The sequence below is a fragment of the Streptomyces capillispiralis genome, from assembly GCF_007829875.1.
GTDB classification, from domain to species: Bacteria; Actinomycetota; Actinomycetes; order Streptomycetales; family Streptomycetaceae; genus Streptomyces; species Streptomyces capillispiralis.
In genome coordinates this window covers 3,479,843-3,494,348 of record NZ_VIWV01000001.1, presented here as the reverse complement: position 1 = coordinate 3,494,348, position 14,506 = coordinate 3,479,843, and the positions used below count along the sequence as shown (strand labels likewise).

General features: G+C 73.1%; 15 protein-coding genes and 2 pseudogenes. 11 read left to right on the top strand and 6 right to left on the bottom strand.

Going from position 1 to position 14,506, the window contains the following annotated elements:
* Positions 1 to 3: 3 nt before the first annotated feature.
* Positions 4 to 606, bottom strand: coding sequence for a rhomboid family intramembrane serine protease (locus FHX78_RS14680; protein WP_145867910.1), 603 nt, complete (start codon positions 604 to 606; stop codon positions 4 to 6).
* Between the two features lie 91 nt (positions 607 to 697).
* Between FHX78_RS14680 and FHX78_RS14675 the strand changes: the two genes are divergently transcribed.
* The 9 genes and pseudogenes from FHX78_RS14675 to FHX78_RS14640 all read left to right on the top strand — a co-directional run bounded on the left by FHX78_RS14675 (position 698) and on the right by FHX78_RS14640 (position 6,761).
* Positions 698 to 1,381 (top strand): UbiX family flavin prenyltransferase, encoded by a 684-nt coding sequence (locus FHX78_RS14675; protein WP_145867909.1) that lies wholly within the window; start codon positions 698 to 700, stop codon positions 1,379 to 1,381.
* A gap of 75 nt (positions 1,382 to 1,456) precedes the next feature.
* Complete coding sequence (locus FHX78_RS14670; protein WP_145867908.1) at positions 1,457 to 1,915, top strand: Lrp/AsnC family transcriptional regulator; 459 nt, start codon at positions 1,457 to 1,459, stop codon at positions 1,913 to 1,915.
* Between the two features lie 105 nt (positions 1,916 to 2,020).
* Positions 2,021 to 3,184, top strand: a complete 1,164-nt coding sequence (gene mqnE / locus FHX78_RS14665; RefSeq protein WP_145867907.1) for an aminofutalosine synthase MqnE — start codon at positions 2,021 to 2,023, stop codon at positions 3,182 to 3,184.
* 2 nt (positions 3,185 to 3,186) lie between these two features.
* Positions 3,187 to 3,306 (top strand): annotated as a pseudogene (locus FHX78_RS37450) (UdgX family uracil-DNA binding protein); the annotation flags it as partial.
* 16 nt (positions 3,307 to 3,322) lie between these two features.
* Positions 3,323 to 3,847, top strand: coding sequence for a GNAT family N-acetyltransferase (locus FHX78_RS14655; protein ID WP_145867906.1), 525 nt, complete (start codon positions 3,323 to 3,325; stop codon positions 3,845 to 3,847).
* Positions 3,848 to 3,956: 109 nt separating this feature from the next.
* Positions 3,957 to 4,268 carry a DUF4229 domain-containing protein gene (locus tag FHX78_RS14650; RefSeq protein WP_145871969.1) on the top strand — a complete coding sequence of 104 codons (312 nt, stop codon included), beginning with the start codon at positions 3,957 to 3,959 and terminating at the stop codon, positions 4,266 to 4,268.
* A 150-nt stretch (positions 4,269 to 4,418) separates the two neighbouring features.
* Positions 4,419 to 4,520 (top strand): putative leader peptide, encoded by a 102-nt coding sequence (locus FHX78_RS38060; protein ID WP_341874749.1) that lies wholly within the window; start codon positions 4,419 to 4,421, stop codon positions 4,518 to 4,520.
* A 64-nt stretch (positions 4,521 to 4,584) separates the two neighbouring features.
* Positions 4,585 to 5,889: a dicarboxylate/amino acid:cation symporter gene (locus tag FHX78_RS14645; protein ID WP_145867904.1), complete on the top strand. Its 1,305-nt coding sequence runs from the start codon at positions 4,585 to 4,587 to the stop codon at positions 5,887 to 5,889.
* Between the two features lie 140 nt (positions 5,890 to 6,029).
* The gene (locus FHX78_RS14640) at positions 6,030 to 6,761 is read left to right on the top strand and encodes a TetR/AcrR family transcriptional regulator (protein WP_145867903.1); all 732 of its coding nucleotides are present in this window, start codon (positions 6,030 to 6,032) and stop codon (positions 6,759 to 6,761) included.
* Here the strand turns inward: FHX78_RS14640 and FHX78_RS14635 are convergent.
* Both FHX78_RS14635 and FHX78_RS14630 read right to left on the bottom strand, forming a co-directional pair.
* A complete protein-coding gene (locus FHX78_RS14635; RefSeq protein ID WP_145871967.1) occupies positions 6,731 to 7,588 on the bottom strand; it encodes a MaoC family dehydratase in 858 nt (285 codons plus the stop codon). The two genes, FHX78_RS14640 and FHX78_RS14635, sit on opposite strands and share 31 nt — an antisense overlap.
* A gap of 5 nt (positions 7,589 to 7,593) precedes the next feature.
* A complete protein-coding gene (locus FHX78_RS14630; protein WP_145867901.1) occupies positions 7,594 to 8,898 on the bottom strand; it encodes a 3-oxoacyl-ACP reductase in 1,305 nt (434 codons plus the stop codon).
* 121 nt (positions 8,899 to 9,019) lie between these two features.
* Between FHX78_RS14630 and FHX78_RS14625 the strand changes: the two genes are divergently transcribed.
* Entirely contained in the window at positions 9,020 to 10,306 is a 1,287-nt protein-coding gene (locus FHX78_RS14625; protein WP_145867899.1) for an acetyl-CoA C-acetyltransferase, read from the top strand.
* Positions 10,307 to 10,510: 204 nt separating this feature from the next.
* Entirely contained in the window at positions 10,511 to 12,481 is a 1,971-nt protein-coding gene (locus tag FHX78_RS14620; RefSeq protein ID WP_145867897.1) for an AMP-dependent synthetase/ligase, read from the top strand.
* A gap of 13 nt (positions 12,482 to 12,494) precedes the next feature.
* Here the strand turns inward: FHX78_RS14620 and FHX78_RS14615 are convergent, their stop codons facing one another.
* The 3 genes and pseudogenes from FHX78_RS14615 to FHX78_RS14605 form a co-directional block, all read right to left on the bottom strand.
* Positions 12,495 to 13,238 (bottom strand): class I SAM-dependent methyltransferase, encoded by a 744-nt coding sequence (locus FHX78_RS14615; RefSeq protein WP_145867895.1) that lies wholly within the window; start codon positions 13,236 to 13,238, stop codon positions 12,495 to 12,497.
* Between the two features lie 134 nt (positions 13,239 to 13,372).
* On the bottom strand, positions 13,373 to 13,687 hold the full coding sequence (locus tag FHX78_RS14610; RefSeq protein WP_145867893.1) for an AzlD domain-containing protein: 315 nt from the start codon (positions 13,685 to 13,687) through the stop codon (positions 13,373 to 13,375).
* A gap of 113 nt (positions 13,688 to 13,800) precedes the next feature.
* Positions 13,801 to 14,502 (bottom strand): annotated as a pseudogene (locus tag FHX78_RS14605) (AzlC family ABC transporter permease); the annotation flags it as partial.
* Positions 14,503 to 14,506: the final 4 nt, after the last annotated feature.

Genomic DNA, 14,506 nt, shown 5'->3' with positions numbered 1-14,506 from the left:
GGCCTACGCCCGCAGCTCCCGGCGAGCGGGCCGGCGGCGGAAGACGAACGCCGCCGCCACCCCCGCCGCCATACCGATCAGATGGCCCTGCCAGCTCACCCCGGACTGGGTCGGGGCGAGCCCGGCGAGGATCGAGCCGCCCCAGACGGCGGTCACCAGCACACCGGCCAGGACACCGAGCGGGCGGCGCTCGACGAAGCCGCTGACCAGCAGGAAGCCGAAGAGGCCGAAGACCAGGCCGGAGGCGCCCGCCGTGTTGCTGTGCGCCGGGGCCACGAGCCACACACCCAGACCGTCGGCCACGACGATCAGCGCGCACACGGCGGCGAACCGGCGTATGCCGCCGAGCGCCGCGAGGAAGCCGAGCACCAGCAACGGCACGCTGTTGGCGGCCACATGGGCGAAGCCGAAGTGCACGAAGGCGGACGGGAGGACATCGACCAGCTCGGACGGGGTGCGCGGCACGATGCCGAAGCCGTCCAGGGCGTGGCCGCTGACCACGTCGGCCACTTCGAGCAGCCACAGCAGCGCCACCCAGCCCGCCATCAGCCCGGCCGCGAACCTGACGCGGTCGCGCCGCGACCACGCGGCAGACGCACCCGACATCGCTCACCCCCGGCACCGGCTCGTTCTCCCAGTGGAACGCCCGGCCCCCTCGGCCGGTTCCCACCCTGTGACTCCGGATAGGCTCGGTGTCGTGAACCCAGTCAAGCCAGGAGAGACGCGGCGTACGCCTTGGATCGTAGGGGTCTCCGGCGCCTCCGGCACCCCGTATGCCGCCTCGGTGCTGCGGGCGCTGCTCGCCGCCGGCGAGAGTGTCGACCTCGTCGTCAGCCGGGCCTCGCGGCTCACCCTGCTGGACGAGACCGGCATCGCCTTCCGTGACGCCCACTGGCGCGACGACCTGCGGGAATGGCTGTCCCGTGGCGCGGACGGCAAGCCGGACACCTTCACGGTCGACCTCGACGGCGTACGGCACTGGGCCGCCGGTGACCTCGCGGCCGGGCCGTCCTCGGGGTCGTACCCGAGCAAGGGCATGCTGATCGTGCCCGCCTCCACGGCCTGCGTGGCCGGGGTGGCGCTCGGGCTCTCCAAGGACCTGCTGCAGCGGGCGGCGAGCGTGACCCTGAAGGAGGGGCGCACGCTGGTCGTGGCCGTGCGGGAGACCCCGCTGAACGGCCAGACGCTGCGGCACCTGGTGACGCTGGACGACGCGGGCGCGACCGTGGTGCCCGCCTCACCGGCCTTCTACGCGGGCGCGACGCACATCCAGGACCTGGTGGACTTCGTCGCGGGACGCGTGCTCGACGCGGCGGGCGTCGAGCACGGCCTCTACCGCCGCTGGGCGGGCGGACTCGGCGGTGGATCCCGCACCGAGTGAGCGCCCGCCGCGCCGCGGCAACGCACCACCCTTTTCAGGAACTCTCGTACCTCTTCAGTGGAAGGCTTCGATTCGATGGACGCGGTGGACAGGCAGCTCATCCAGGCCCTGAGGGAGAACGGCCGGGCCTCCTACGCGGAGCTGGGACGCCTCGTCGGACTGTCGGGACCCAGCGTCACCGACCGCATCAACCGGCTGGAGGCGGCCGGGGTCATCACCGGCTACCGGGCCACCGTGGACGCCGCCTCGCTCGGTCTCGGTGTCATCGCCCTGATCGGCATCTCGCTGTCCGACGCCGCCGACCACGAGGACGTGGCACAGCGGCTGCGGGACCTGAAGGAGATCGAGGACTGCTGGTTCATCGCCGGCGACGACTCCTTCATGCTCAAGGTGCGGGCCACCGACGTGGACGGCCTGGAGAAGATCATCCGCCGGCTGTCCGGCACCAAGGGCGTCTCCCGCACCCGTACGACGATCGTGCTCTCCACCAAGTGGGAGAACCGGGTCGGTGAGCTGCCCGAAGAGGTGCAGTGACCAGGCGCGGAGCGCCTTGTGGGGGTCCCCCCGCCCGAAGGGTGGGGGAGTACGGTTGACGCGGACTGCCTGAAGAGATCGAGAGCCGAGGGAAAGAGGGACGGCATGGACGTCGGGCTCAAGCGCGAGCTGGAGGAGAAGGTCCGGGCGGGTGTGCGCCTGACCCGTGAGGACGGCATCGCGCTGTACGAGTCGGACGACCTGGCCTGGCTGGGCGGGCTGGCGCACGAGGTGCGCACGCGGCTGAACGGCGACGTCGTGCACTTCAACGTCAACCGCCACCTCAACATGACGAACGTGTGCACCGCCTCCTGCGCCTACTGCTCCTTCCAGCGCAAGCCGGGGGAGAAGGACGCGTACACGATGCGCATCGAGGAGGCGGTGAAGCTCGCCAGGTCGATGGAGTCGGAGAACCTGACCGAGCTGCACATCGTCAACGGGCTCCACCCCAACCTGCCGTGGCGTTACTACCCGCGCTCGCTGCGGGAGTTGAAGGCGGCGCTGCCGGACGTCTCGCTGAAGGCGTTCACCGCCACCGAGATCCACCACTTCGAGACCATCTCCGGGCTCGGCGCGAGCGAGATCCTCGACGAGCTGATCGACGCCGGTCTGGAGTCGCTGACCGGCGGCGGCGCGGAGATCTTCGACTGGGAGGTGCGGCAGCACATCGTCGACCACCGCACCCACTGGGAGGACTGGTCGCGCATCCACCGCCTGGCGCACGAGAAGGGTCTGAAGACCCCGTGCACCATGCTGTACGGCCACATCGAGGAGCCCCGCCACCGCGTGGACCACGTGCTGCGGCTGCGTGAGCTGCAGGACGAGACCGGCGGCTTCCAGGTCTTCATCCCGCTGCGCTACCAGCACGACTTCGTGGACATGAAGGACGGCAAGGTCCGCAACCGGCTCCAGGCCCGCACGCAGATGGCGACCGGCGCGGAGGCGCTGAAGACGTTCGCCGTGTCGCGGCTGCTCTTCGACAACGTGCCGCACGTCAAGGTCTTCTGGGTGATGCACGGTGTGCAGACGGCGCAGCTCGCGCTCCAGCACGGCGCCGACGACATGGACGGCTCGGTCGTCGAGTACAAGATCACGCACGACGCGGACAACTTCGGCACGCCGAACAAGCTGACCCGCGAGGACCTGCTGGACCTGATCCGCGACGCGGGCTTCCGCCCGGTGGAGCGCAACACGCGCTACGAGATCATCCGCGAGTACGACGGCCCCGACCCGGCGCGCCGGGAGTCGCCGCAGCCGATGCGGGTCTGAGGCGCCCCGACCGGCTGGTGCCCACGGTGCACCCCTCGGCGGTGCCGCGGGCGGACGACCGGGAGGCGGTGTACCGGGGTCTCGTCGCCGATCCGGAGGTCGCGGCACGCCCGTTCGGGTAATGGCTACGATGGCTGTATGCCCCTTACCTTCACGCTCGACCCCGCCGTCACCCCCGAGCTGCGCGACGGCGTCATCGGCCTGTGGGCCGACGTCACCAACGCCGGCGGAGCGGTCGGCTTCGTCCCGCCCGTGACACCCGAGCAGATCCGCCCGGAGCTGACGCGGCAGCTGGTCGCCATGGAGGAGAAGCGTTCCCGGCTCCTCGTCGGGCACGACGAGCGGGGCCGGGTGGCCGCCACGGTGTTCCTCACCTCCAACACCCACCGCCTGATGACCCACTGGATCTGGCTCTACACGGTGATGGTCCACCCCGACCACCAGGGCAAGGGCTACGGCCGCGACCTGCTGGCCGCCGCCGAGCGCGCCGCCCGCGGCTTCGACGGCATCGAAGCGATACGGCTCACCTGCCGCGGCGGTCTCGGCCTGGAGCACTTCTACGCCTCCTGCGGCTACAAGGAGGTCGGCCGGGTCCCCGGCGCGATCCGCGTGGCACCCGGCGACGAGCGCGACGACATCACCATGCTGCTGCCCCTGACCTGAGCCCCGCACCCCCCTGCGGGACCACGGGCCGGGGCGTGCTTCACTGGACGATGTCCCTTTGGGATGTTCTGGTGGGATGTTCTGGCCGTACGTAGGAAGAGTGGATGAGATGCTCCGCTACACGCTGATGCGCCTCGGGATCTTCGTGGGCTGCCTCGTGGTCGTCTGGGGCCTCGTCCACTCCGGCCTCGCCCCGCGCGGCCTCGGCGACTCCAACGGCCTGTGGGTCGTCCTGCTCGCGCTGCTGATCTCGGCCCCGATCAGCTTCGTCGTGCTCCGCAAGGAGCGGGACCGCGCCTCCGAGCGGATCGTGCGGCGGGTGGACCGGATGAAGTCCAACCTGGAGGCCAACCGCAACCAGGAGGACGAGGCCGACGACACCGCCCGCACGCAGGGGCAGGCGCAGGGCCAGACCTCGTAACCTCCGTCACACCCGCGCACCGCGTCGGGCGCCCCGGTCTCCGAACTCACCAGGAAACCGGGGCGCTTTGCGTTGTACGGACGCGTTTGCCCGACCACCTCTCAAAGCAAGGCTTTGAGGATCTCAAAGTTCAGGTGTTACGGTCTGCGGGTGAAGTCAGCAGCCGTGTTCCCCACGCCCCGGAGTGTTCCGCTCGTGGCGCGCCTGCACGTGGACCTCTGCCGGGTCACCTCCGCGAACTGTCGTCCCTGACGTTCCGCCACCCGAGTCCCACGTCACCTTCCCTCACGCGTCCCCTTTACGGATCCAACGGAGCATGTCCGTGTCCACGAACACGAAGTCCCCTTCACCGCGCCTGCGCGCGCCCTTCTGGGCCCAGATACTCGCCGGCCTCGTCCTGGGCGTCCTCCTCGGCTGGCTCGCCCGCAGCCAGGACGTCGGCTGGCTGGTCACCACCCTGGAGAAGGTCGGCGGCACCTTCATCGGCCTGCTGAAGCTCGCCGTCGCCCCGCTCGTCTTCTTCGCGATCCTCGTCTCCATCACCAACCTGCGGAAGGTCAACAACGCGGCCCGGCTGGCCTCGCGGACCCTCCTCTGGTTCATGATCACCTCGCTGATCGCGGTGGCGATCGGCCTCGTCATCGGCCTGGTCACCAACCCGGGCGCGGGCACCGGCCTCACCCCCGCCGACGGCGCCCGGCCCGAGAAGACCGGCTCCTGGATCGACTTCCTCACCGGCATCGTGCCGACCGACGTGATCACCCCGTTCACCGAGCTGAACGTGCTGCAGATCGTCTTCATGGCCGCCGTCGCCGGCATCGCCGCCCTCCAGCTCGGCGAGAAGGCCCAGCCGATCCTCACCCTGAGCGAGTCCGTCCTCGAACTCCTCCAGAAGGCCCTGTGGTGGGTCATCCGCCTGGCCCCGCTCGGCACCGTCGGCCTCATCGGCAACGCCATCGCCACCTACGGCTGGGACCTCATCGGCAAGTACGCCACCTTCACCGCCGACATCTACATCGGCTGCGCGATCGTCCTCTTCGGCGTCTACCCGGCGCTGCTCGCGACCGTCGCCAAGGTCAGCCCGGTGCAGTTCTTCAAGGGCGCCTGGCCCGCCATCCAGCTCGCCTTCGTCTCCCGCTCCTCGGTCGGCACCATGCCGCTCACCCAGAAGGTCACCGAGCGCCTGGGCGTGCCCAAGGAGTACGCGAGCTTCGCCGTGCCGTTCGGGGCCACCACGAAGATGGACGGCTGCGCCGCGATCTACCCGGCCATCGCCGCGATCTTCGTCGCCCAGATCTTCGACATCCAGCTCGGCGTCGGCGACTACCTGCTGATCGCGTTCGTCTCGGTGGTGGGCTCCGCCGCCACGGCCGGCCTCACCGGCGCGACGGTCATGCTGACCCTCACCCTGTCCACCCTCGGCCTGCCGATGGAGGGCGTGGGCCTGCTCCTGGCCATCGACCCGATCCTGGACATGATCCGCACGGCGACGAACGTCGCCGGGCAGGCGCTGGTCCCGGTGATCGTTTCCGCCCGTGAGAACCTGCTCGACCGCGACGCCTACGACGCGGTCCACGCCTCGCCGGTCGACGAGGCCGACCGGGTGCCCGTGGCCGCCTGAGTGCCCCTGGCCGCTGGAGTGTCCGTGGCCGCCCGAGTCACCGCCCGCCGCCCGCGCCGGTCCCGTTCCCGGACCGCCGCGGGCGGTGGCGCGTCCGCGGGCGGGCGGTCCGGCGGGAGCGGGCCCGTACGCTACGTCATATGGGTGCCGTGAAGACGAAGCGGATGCCGCGTGCGGTCCGTGAGCAGCAGATGCTGGACGCCGCCGTGCGGACCTTCGGGCAGCGGGGGTACATGGCCGCGTCGATGGACGAGATCGCCGAACTGGCGGGCGTGTCGAAGCCGTTGGTGTACCTGTACCTGAACTCCAAGGAGGACCTGTTCACCGCGTGCATCCGGCGTGAGGCGAAGGCGCTCACCGAGGCGGTGCGCGCGGGCGCCCGCCCGGACCTGCCCGCGGACCGCCAGCTCTGGTCGGGCCTGACGGCGTTCTTCACCCACACCGCGCGGAACCCGGACGGCTGGGCGGTGCTGCACCTCCAGGCCCGTACGCACGGTGAGGTGTTCGCCGCCGAGGTCGCCGAGGTGCGCACGGAGATCGTGGCCTTCGTCACCCAGCTGATACTGGCCGCGGCCCGCGAGGCGCACCGCGATCCCGACCTGCGCGAACGCGAGGTGGCCGGGCTCGCGGAGGCCCTGGTCGGGGCGGCCGAGTCGCTCGCCGACTGGGCCAACACCACCCCGGGCGTCACGGCCCGGCAGTCGGCGGCCACGCTGATGAACTTCGCCTGGATGGGGCTGGGCGACCTGATGGCCGGCCGCCACTGGACCCCGCCGGACGAGAGCGACGAACCCGCCGGGACCGACGGCGGCGGCCCGCACGGGGCCGGTGTCACGGCGGCTCAGGCCGGGCGGACCTCCCCGGTCAGGTGAATCCGGTCCCCGGTGCCGCGCAGTTCGAAGCGCCCGCCCTTCGCCGCGTACGTCACCGTTCCCGGCAGCAGCACCGGTGCCCTGAAGTCGGCCCGGATCCGAGCCGCGCCGGGGGTGCCGTGGGCGGCGAGGCAGCGGGCCACGGTCCACATGCCGTGCGCGATGGCGCGGGGGAAGCCGAAGAGGCGGGCGGTGAGCGGGTGCAGGTGGATGGGGTTGCGGTCGCCGGACGCGGCACCGTAGCGCCGTCCCACGTCCCCGGCGAGCCGCCAGTCCTCGACGACGGGCAGGGGCTCCGGCTCACCGGGCGCCGGGGGTTCGGCGGGCTGCTGCCCCGGGGTGCGGTGCCGGGCCAGGTACGTGCTGCGTGACGTCCACACCACCGCCCCGCCGGACCGCAGCTCGGTGACCACGGCGGCCTGCGTGCCGCGCCGGTGCGGGGTGAGGCCGTCGACGTGCACCGTGAGGTCGTAGGTGCCGGTGGACGTCATCGCGCGGTGCCGGGTGATCCGGATCGACGTGTGCACCAGGCCCAGCAGGGGCAGCGGGAAGCTCCGCGCGCTCATCAGCCGCATCGCCGCCGGGAAGCCGAGGACGTGCGGGTACGTCACCGGCAGTGCCTCCTCGCCGGTGGGGAAGCCGCACACCCGCTCGTACCGGGCGAGCCGGCCGGGGTCGATCCGCAGACCGGGCAGCACCAGCCGGGTGCGGGGGAACGCGGCGTCGGGGCGGGGCCGTTTGAGGGGGGAGAGGAGGGCGCCGCGGGCGAGGAGCGGGGCGAGGGCGGGGGAGCGGGTGAGTTCGGTGCGCGGTGGTGCCGAGGTCATGGTGCTCACGCCCCCAGGAGGCTCTGGCCGCAGACCCGGACGACCTGCCCGTTCACCGCGCCGGAGGCCGGGTGGGCGAGCCAGGCGATGGTCTCGGCGACGTCGGCCGGCAGGCCGCCCTGGCCCAGGGAGTTCATGCGCCGTCCCGCCTCGCGGATGAACAGGGGGACGGCGGCCGTCATCTTCGTCTCGATGAATCCGGGCGCGACCGCGTTCACCGTCACCCCGTGCTCGGTGAGGGTGCGCGGCGCGAGGGAGCGGACCAGTCCGGTGACACCGGCCTTGGCGGCCGCGTAGTTGGTCTGGCCGGTGTTGCCGGCGATGCCCGCGATGGAGGCGGTGGCCACGACGCGTCCGCCCCGCTTGAGGGTGCCGCGGGCGAGCAGGGTGTCGGTGGTGCGCAGGACGCTCGCCAGGTTCACCTCCAGCACCTGGATCCAGCGTTCGGCGGACATGTTGGCCAGGCGGCGGTCGCGGGTGATGCCGGCGTTGTGGACGAGGACGTCGAGGCCGCCGGGGAGGGCCTCGGCGATCCGGGTGCCCGCGTCGGGGGCGGTGATGTCGAGGGGGAGCGCGGTGCCGCCGATCCGTTCGGCGACGCGCCGTGCGTCCTGCTCGGCCCCGGGCACGTCGAGGACGACCACCTGGGCGCCGTCCCGGGCCAGTGTTTCGGCGACCGCCTCGCCGATGCCGCGCGCGGCGCCGGTGACCAGGGCGGTGCGGCCGGCCAGGGGGCGCAGGGGGTCGTGCGGGGTGACGGGCCGGTGCTCGCCCACCTCGATCACCTGGCCGCTGACGTAGGCGGACTTGGGGGAGAGCAGGAAGGACAGGGTGGACTCGGCGGCTGCGGCGTCGGTGAGGCGGACCAGGTTCACGGTCCTGCCCCGGCCGATCTCCTTGCCGAGGGAGCGGGTGAAGCCCTCCAGCGCCTGCTGGGCGGCGGCCTGGTGGTGGTCGGCGGGGTCGAGGGGGGCGCCGAGCACCACGATCCGGCCGCTCGCGGCGACGGACCGTACGACGGGGTGGAGGGCCGCGTGGACGTCGGCGAGGCCTTCGGTGTCCCGGATGCCGCCGGCGTCGAGGACGACGGCGGCGGGCCGGCCGTCGGTGTCCTCGCCCAGTCCGGCACGGGCGAGGACGGGCGGGAGGTCCAGGTCGGTCTTGCCCGCGGTGAGGTGGAGCAGGCCGCCGTCCAGGTCCGGCCGCTCGGGCGACCAGCGGCGCAGTGCCGCGGGCTGGGGGAGACCCAGGCGGCGCGTCAGGAAGCGGCCGGGCGCGGTGCCGGTGAAGCTGAGATAGCGGTCGGCCATGGGGGACTCCCAGCGGGTGAGAAGGGCTCACGGTGTTCTCGCGCGCGGTCCTCACCCCGGTACTGACTCTGGAGTAAGGTTACCGGAAGTAAGACTATGTCACGGTGAGGAGCAGGTCGAGATGAGCACCCTGAAGCCGGCGGCCGTCCGGCGCGTCGCGGTCATCGGCGGCAGCCGCGTCCCCTTCGCCCGCTCCGACGGCCCCTACGCCACCGCCTCCAACCAGGAGATGCTCACCGCCGCCCTGGACGGCCTGGCCGGGCGATACGGGCTCCGCGAGCCGGGCGCCGTGGGCGAGTTCGTGGCCGGCGCGGTCCTCAAGCACAGCCGTGACTTCAACCTCGCCCGCGAGACCGTCCTCGGCTCGACGCTCGACGCCCGCACCCCCGCCTACGACATCCAGCAGGCCTGCGGCACCGGACTCCAGGCGGTGATCGCCGCCGCCAACAAGATCGCCCTCGGGCAGACCGAGTCCGCCGTCGCGGGCGGCGCCGACACCGCGAGCGACGCGCCCCTCGGCGTCAACGACGCCCTGCGCAAGGTGCTGCTGGAGGCCCGGCGCGCCAAGTCCCCGGGCGCCCGCCTCAAGGCGCTGGCGAAGGTCCGCCCCGGCCACCTCGTCCCCGACATCCCGCGCAACGCCGAGCCGCGCACCCGCCTCTCCATGGGCGAGCACGCCGCGGTCACCGCCCGCGCCCGGGGCATCACCCGCGAGGCCCAGGACGAGCTCGCGGCCGCCAGTCACCAGCGGCTGGCGGCGGCGTACGAACGCGGCTTCTTCGAGGACCTGGTGGTGCCCTTCCGCGGTCTGGACCGCGACCAGAACCTGCGCCCCGGCTCGACGGTCGAGCAACTCGCCAGGCTGAGGCCGGTGTTCGGCCTCGACCATCCCGAACCGACCATGACGGCCGGCAACTCGACCCCGCTCACCGACGGCGCGGCGCTGGTGCTGCTGGCGAGCGAGGAGTGGGCCGAGCAGCGGGGCCTGGAACCGCTGGCGTACCTGACCGCCCACGAGACGGCCGCCGTGGACTTCGTGCACGGCGACGTCGCCGGCGGCGAGGACGGCCTGCTGATGGCACCCGCGTACGCGGTCCCGCGGATGCTGGAGCGGGCGGGCCTCGGCATGGCGGACTTCGACCTGATCGAGGTCCACGAGGCGTTCGCCTCCCAGGTGCTGGCCACCCTGGCCGCCTGGGAGGAACGGGGCCTGGCACCGGTGGACCGCGCCCGGCTGAACATGGCGGGCTCCTCCCTGGCCACCGGCCACCCCTTCGCCGCCACCGGCGCCCGCATCGTGGCGACCCTCGCGAAGCTGCTCGCCGAACGCGACGCCCCGGGACGGGGGTTGATCTCCATCTGCGCGGCCGGCGGACAGGGCGTGACGGCGATCCTGGAACGTACCTGAGTGACCCTCACGTAACCTCCGACATTGCACACGCCCGGCCCCGGAACATCCCCGTACCCGCACAGACCCCTCACCCGGAGGCCGTACGATCCCGGCACGACCGGTGGCAACTCCCGTACCCGGAGCCGCCGGTGAGCGCCTCGGCGTGCGAGGCACGTACGTCGTGGCACCCCGCAGTTCCACTGCACGCCTCAGGAGCCGCCCGTGTCCACCGCGTATTCCTCCGCCCTCGACGACGCCGTCTACGGAGCACCCGTCCTGGTCGAGCCCGAGACCAGGCGTCTGGACGGAGTCGTCAGGGAAGCGTCCGTGCCGCCGCTCGCGAAGCCGGTGCGGCACGGGTCGCTCGCCGACCTGCCGTTCGAGAACGCGAGTGCGGCGCCGGACGCGGTGGTGCTCAGCCGCAAGACGGCGGACGGCCGGTGGCACGACGTCACGGCGGGCCGGTTCGCCGCCGAGGTGATGGCCGTGGCCAAGGGGCTGATCGCCGAGGGGCTGATGCCGGGCGACCGGATCGCCGTCATGGCCCGCACCCGCTACGAGTGGACGCTCCTCGACTTCGCCGCCTGGGCGGCCGGACTGGTCACGGTCCCCGTCTACCCCACCTCCTCCGTCTACCAGGCCCGCTGGATCCTGCACGACTCCGGCGCGGTCGCCCTGGTCACCGAGACCGCCGGCCAGGCCGCCGCCCTCGGCCCCGAACGCCCGCACCTGCCCGACCTGCGGCACGTGTGGACCATCGAGAAGGGCCACGTCGAAGAACTCGCCCAGGCCGGCACCCACCTCCCGGACCCCGAGGTGGAGGTGCGCCGCGGGATGCTGGTCCCCGACACCCTCGCCACCCTGGTCTACACCTCGGGCACCACCGGCCGTCCCAAGGGCTGCGCCCTCACCCACGGCAACTTCTTCGCCGAGGTCGACAACGCCATCGAGCTGCTCTACCCGGTGTTCAAGGCCCGCACCAGCGAAGAGGCCTCGGTCCTGCTCTTCCTGCCCATGTCCCACGTCTTCGGCCGGATGGTCGCCATCGCCTGCGTACGCGCCCGGGTGCGCCTGGGCCACGCGCCGAGCCTGAACTCCGAGGAGCTGCTGCCGGACCTGGCGAGCTTCCGGCCCACCTGCCTGCTGGCCATCCCGTACATGCTGGAGAAGGTCTTCAACACCGCCCGCGCCAGGGCGGAGGCGGGCGGGCGGCTGACGACCTTCGACCGCGCGGCGTCGGTGGCCCGCCGCTACGGCGAGGCCGTCGAGGCCCAGCAGACCGGCACCGGCCCCGGCCCGTCCCGCGCCCTGAAGACGGCCCGCGTCTTCTACGACCCCCTGGTCTACCGCCGGATCCGCAACGCCATGGGCGGCAGGGTCCGCTACGCCATCTGCGGCGGCTCCCCGCTGGGCCGCCGCCTCGCCTCCTTCTACGCCGGTGCCGGCATCGAGATCTTCGAGGGGTACGGCCTGACCGAGACCACCGGGGCCTCGACGGTGACGCCCCCGCTCAAACCCCGTCTGGGCACGGTGGGCTGGCCGTTGCCCGGCACCCGGATCCGCATCGCGGCGGACGGCGAGATCCTGGTCGGGGGCGACCACGTACTGCGCGGCTACTGGGACGCCCAGGCGGGCGGGGTCGCCCCCGCCGCCCCCGACGGCTGGCTCGCCACCGGCGACCTCGGCGAACTCGACGACGAGGGGTACCTGACCATCACGGGCCGCAAGAAGGAGCTGATCATCACCGCGGGCGGCAAGAGCGTCGCCCCGGCCCCGCTGGAGAACTGGCTCCGCGCCCACCCGCTGATCTCGCAGGTCATGGTGGTCGGCGACAACCGCCCCTTCGTCTCCGCCCTGATCACCCTCGACCCGGCCGGCCTCACCCACTGGCGCCGCATGAACGCCAAGCACCCGGTGCCCCCGGGCCTCGTCGCCGACGACGAGGAACTGCTCGCCGTCCTGCAACGGGCGGTCGACGAGGCCAACCGGATGCTCTCCCGCCCGGAGTCCATCCGCCGCTTCACCGTCCTCCCCGTGGACTTCACGGAGGAGGCGGGCCATCTGACCCCGTCGATGAAGCTGCGCCGCGAGCAGATCCTGCGGGACTTCGCGCAGGAGGTGGAGGGCCTGTACGCCGGCCGGGGGTGGTCGGCCGGGTACCAGGCGGGGGCGGGAGGGTCCGGGCGAGGGTAGGTCCGGACAGGGCTCAGGTGTCGCGGGGTGCGTCGGCGGTGTCGCGCGGTGCGCGGACGATCAGGAAGGCCTGCGGGATCGGCTCGCCCAGCTCGCTGTCGGCCGCGCGCACACTGTGCAGGACCGGCGTGAAACCGGCCGCCTCCAGCAGCCCGGCCACCAGCTCCGGCCGGCGGCGCTGGAAGTCGAGGGTGACCGGGTGGCCGAAGGGCTCCTCGTGGCGGCGGGGCACGTCACCCACCTGGAAGGCCACCACGAGATGCCCGCCGGGCGCCAGCACCCGGCGGAACTCGGCGAAGGCGGCCGGCAGTTCGTCCTCCGGCAGGTGGATCGTCGAGTAGTACGAGACGACGCCGGCGAGCGAGCCGTCCGGGAGGTCGAGGTCCAGCATCGAACCCTGCTCGAAGCGCAGTCCGGGATGCTCGCGGCGGGCGATCGCGAGCATCCCCTCGGACAGGTCGACGCCGAGGACGGAGAGGCCGAGCGAGGCGAGGTGCGCGGTCACCCGCCCCGGCCCGCACCCCACATCGGCCACCCGTCCGCCCGGCCCGACCAGTTCGGCGTACCCGGCCAGCAGCGCGCGGTCCAGCGGCAGGGCGGCGAGAACGTCACGGAAATGGTCGGCGTAGTCCTCGGCGACGGCGTCGTAGAAGGCGCGGGTGGCCTGTACGTGGGCGGGGGCGGGGGCGGGGTGCGGGTTCCGGTTGAGGTGGGTGTCGTGGTCGGGCCCGGGGGCGGCGGAGTGGGTGGTGGTCATGGGCGGGGACCCTACCCGCGTCCACCGACACCCCGGGCGGGGCGGCCGCCGGGAGCGGCTGCCGGGTGCGGGGGCCGGGAGCGACGGTCGGGGGCGGCTGCCGGGAGCGGGGGCCGGGAGCGGGTGGCCGGGGCTCAGGCCACCCCGGCCGCCCGCAGCGCCGCCGTCGTGGCCGCCGCGCCGACGACGACCACCGCGAACGGCGCCCGCTGCCACGCCAGCACCCCGCCCGCCAGCACCCCGGCCGGACGCGCCCACCCGGCGAACCCCCCGCCCTCGGTGAGCGCCCCCGTGGCCAGCAGCGCCACCAGCAGGACCACCGCACCGGCGGCCAGCAGCTCCCGCAGCCGGTCCGGCAGCTCCACCCGCCCGTGCAGCGCGGGCCCCACCAGCCGGAAGGCGTACGTCCCGGCCGCCAGCACCAGGATCACCGCGACCGTCGCGCTCACCCCGACCGCCTCCCCTCACGCCCGATCCGGGACTCGCCCCCACGCCCGATCCGGGGCCCGCCACCGCGCCCGCTCCGGGACTCGCCCCCACGCTTGTTCCGGGACTCGCCACCCCGCCCGCGCCCCCGTCCGTGCAGCACCAGCCCCGCCAGTGCCACCAGCACCGGCACTCCCGCCGGTACCGCCGGTGTCACCGCGAGGGCCAGTGCCGCGCCGGGCAGCGCCGCCCGGCGGACGTCCGCGTCCTCGCGCAGCGAGGGCAGCACCAGTGCCGCCAGTACGGCGGGGAAGGCCGCGTCCAGCCCGTAGCGGGCCGTGTCGCCCAGTGCGCTGCCGGCCAGCGCGCCCACCAGCACTCCCGCGTTCCACACCGCGAACATCCCGAGCCCCGAGATCCAGAACGCCGCCCGTCGCCGTGCCGGGTCCTGCTGGGCCAGGGTGAAGGCCACCGTCTCGTCGGTCACCAGGTGCGCCCCGACCAGGCGGGCGAGCCGCCCCCGGCCGATGTGCTCGGCGACGGCGAGGCTGAACGCGGCCGTCCGGGTGTTCAGCAGCAGTCCCGTGGCCGCCGCCGCGACCGGCCCGCCCCCGGCCAGCAGCACTCCGACCGCGCTGAACTGGGCGGAGCCCGCGTACACCACCAGCGACATCACCACCGGCACCCACACCGGCAGCCCGCCGGCCACGGCGATCGCCCCGAACGACACGCCGACGACGCCCCCGGCCAGACAGACCAGGGACACGTCCCGGAGCAGGTCGGGGTCGAGGGAGGCCAGAGGGCCGGCGGCAGGAGGTGTTCGCTGTACCGAACGCATGTTT

Excerpts from the sequence above, each read along its gene's own strand:
- FHX78_RS14625 (WP_145867899.1), top strand. The coding sequence starts at position 9,020 with ATGAGCACCCTGAAGCCGGCGGCCGTCCGGCGCGTCGCGGTCATCGGC.
- FHX78_RS14680 (WP_145867910.1), bottom strand. The coding sequence starts at position 606 with ATGTCGGGTGCGTCTGCCGCGTGGTCGCGGCGCGACCGCGTCAGGTTC.
- FHX78_RS14655 (WP_145867906.1), top strand. The coding sequence starts at position 3,323 with ATGCCCCTTACCTTCACGCTCGACCCCGCCGTCACCCCCGAGCTGCGC.
- mqnE (WP_145867907.1), top strand. The coding sequence starts at position 2,021 with ATGGACGTCGGGCTCAAGCGCGAGCTGGAGGAGAAGGTCCGGGCGGGT.
- FHX78_RS14615 (WP_145867895.1), bottom strand. The coding sequence starts at position 13,238 with ATGACCACCACCCACTCCGCCGCCCCCGGGCCCGACCACGACACCCAC.
- FHX78_RS14670 (WP_145867908.1), top strand. The coding sequence starts at position 1,457 with ATGGACGCGGTGGACAGGCAGCTCATCCAGGCCCTGAGGGAGAACGGC.
- FHX78_RS14645 (WP_145867904.1), top strand. The coding sequence starts at position 4,585 with ATGTCCGTGTCCACGAACACGAAGTCCCCTTCACCGCGCCTGCGCGCG.
- FHX78_RS14630 (WP_145867901.1), bottom strand. The coding sequence starts at position 8,898 with ATGGCCGACCGCTATCTCAGCTTCACCGGCACCGCGCCCGGCCGCTTC.
- FHX78_RS14650 (WP_145871969.1), top strand. The coding sequence starts at position 3,957 with ATGCTCCGCTACACGCTGATGCGCCTCGGGATCTTCGTGGGCTGCCTC.
- FHX78_RS14640 (WP_145867903.1), top strand. The coding sequence starts at position 6,030 with ATGGGTGCCGTGAAGACGAAGCGGATGCCGCGTGCGGTCCGTGAGCAG.
- FHX78_RS14635 (WP_145871967.1), bottom strand. The coding sequence starts at position 7,588 with ATGACCTCGGCACCACCGCGCACCGAACTCACCCGCTCCCCCGCCCTC.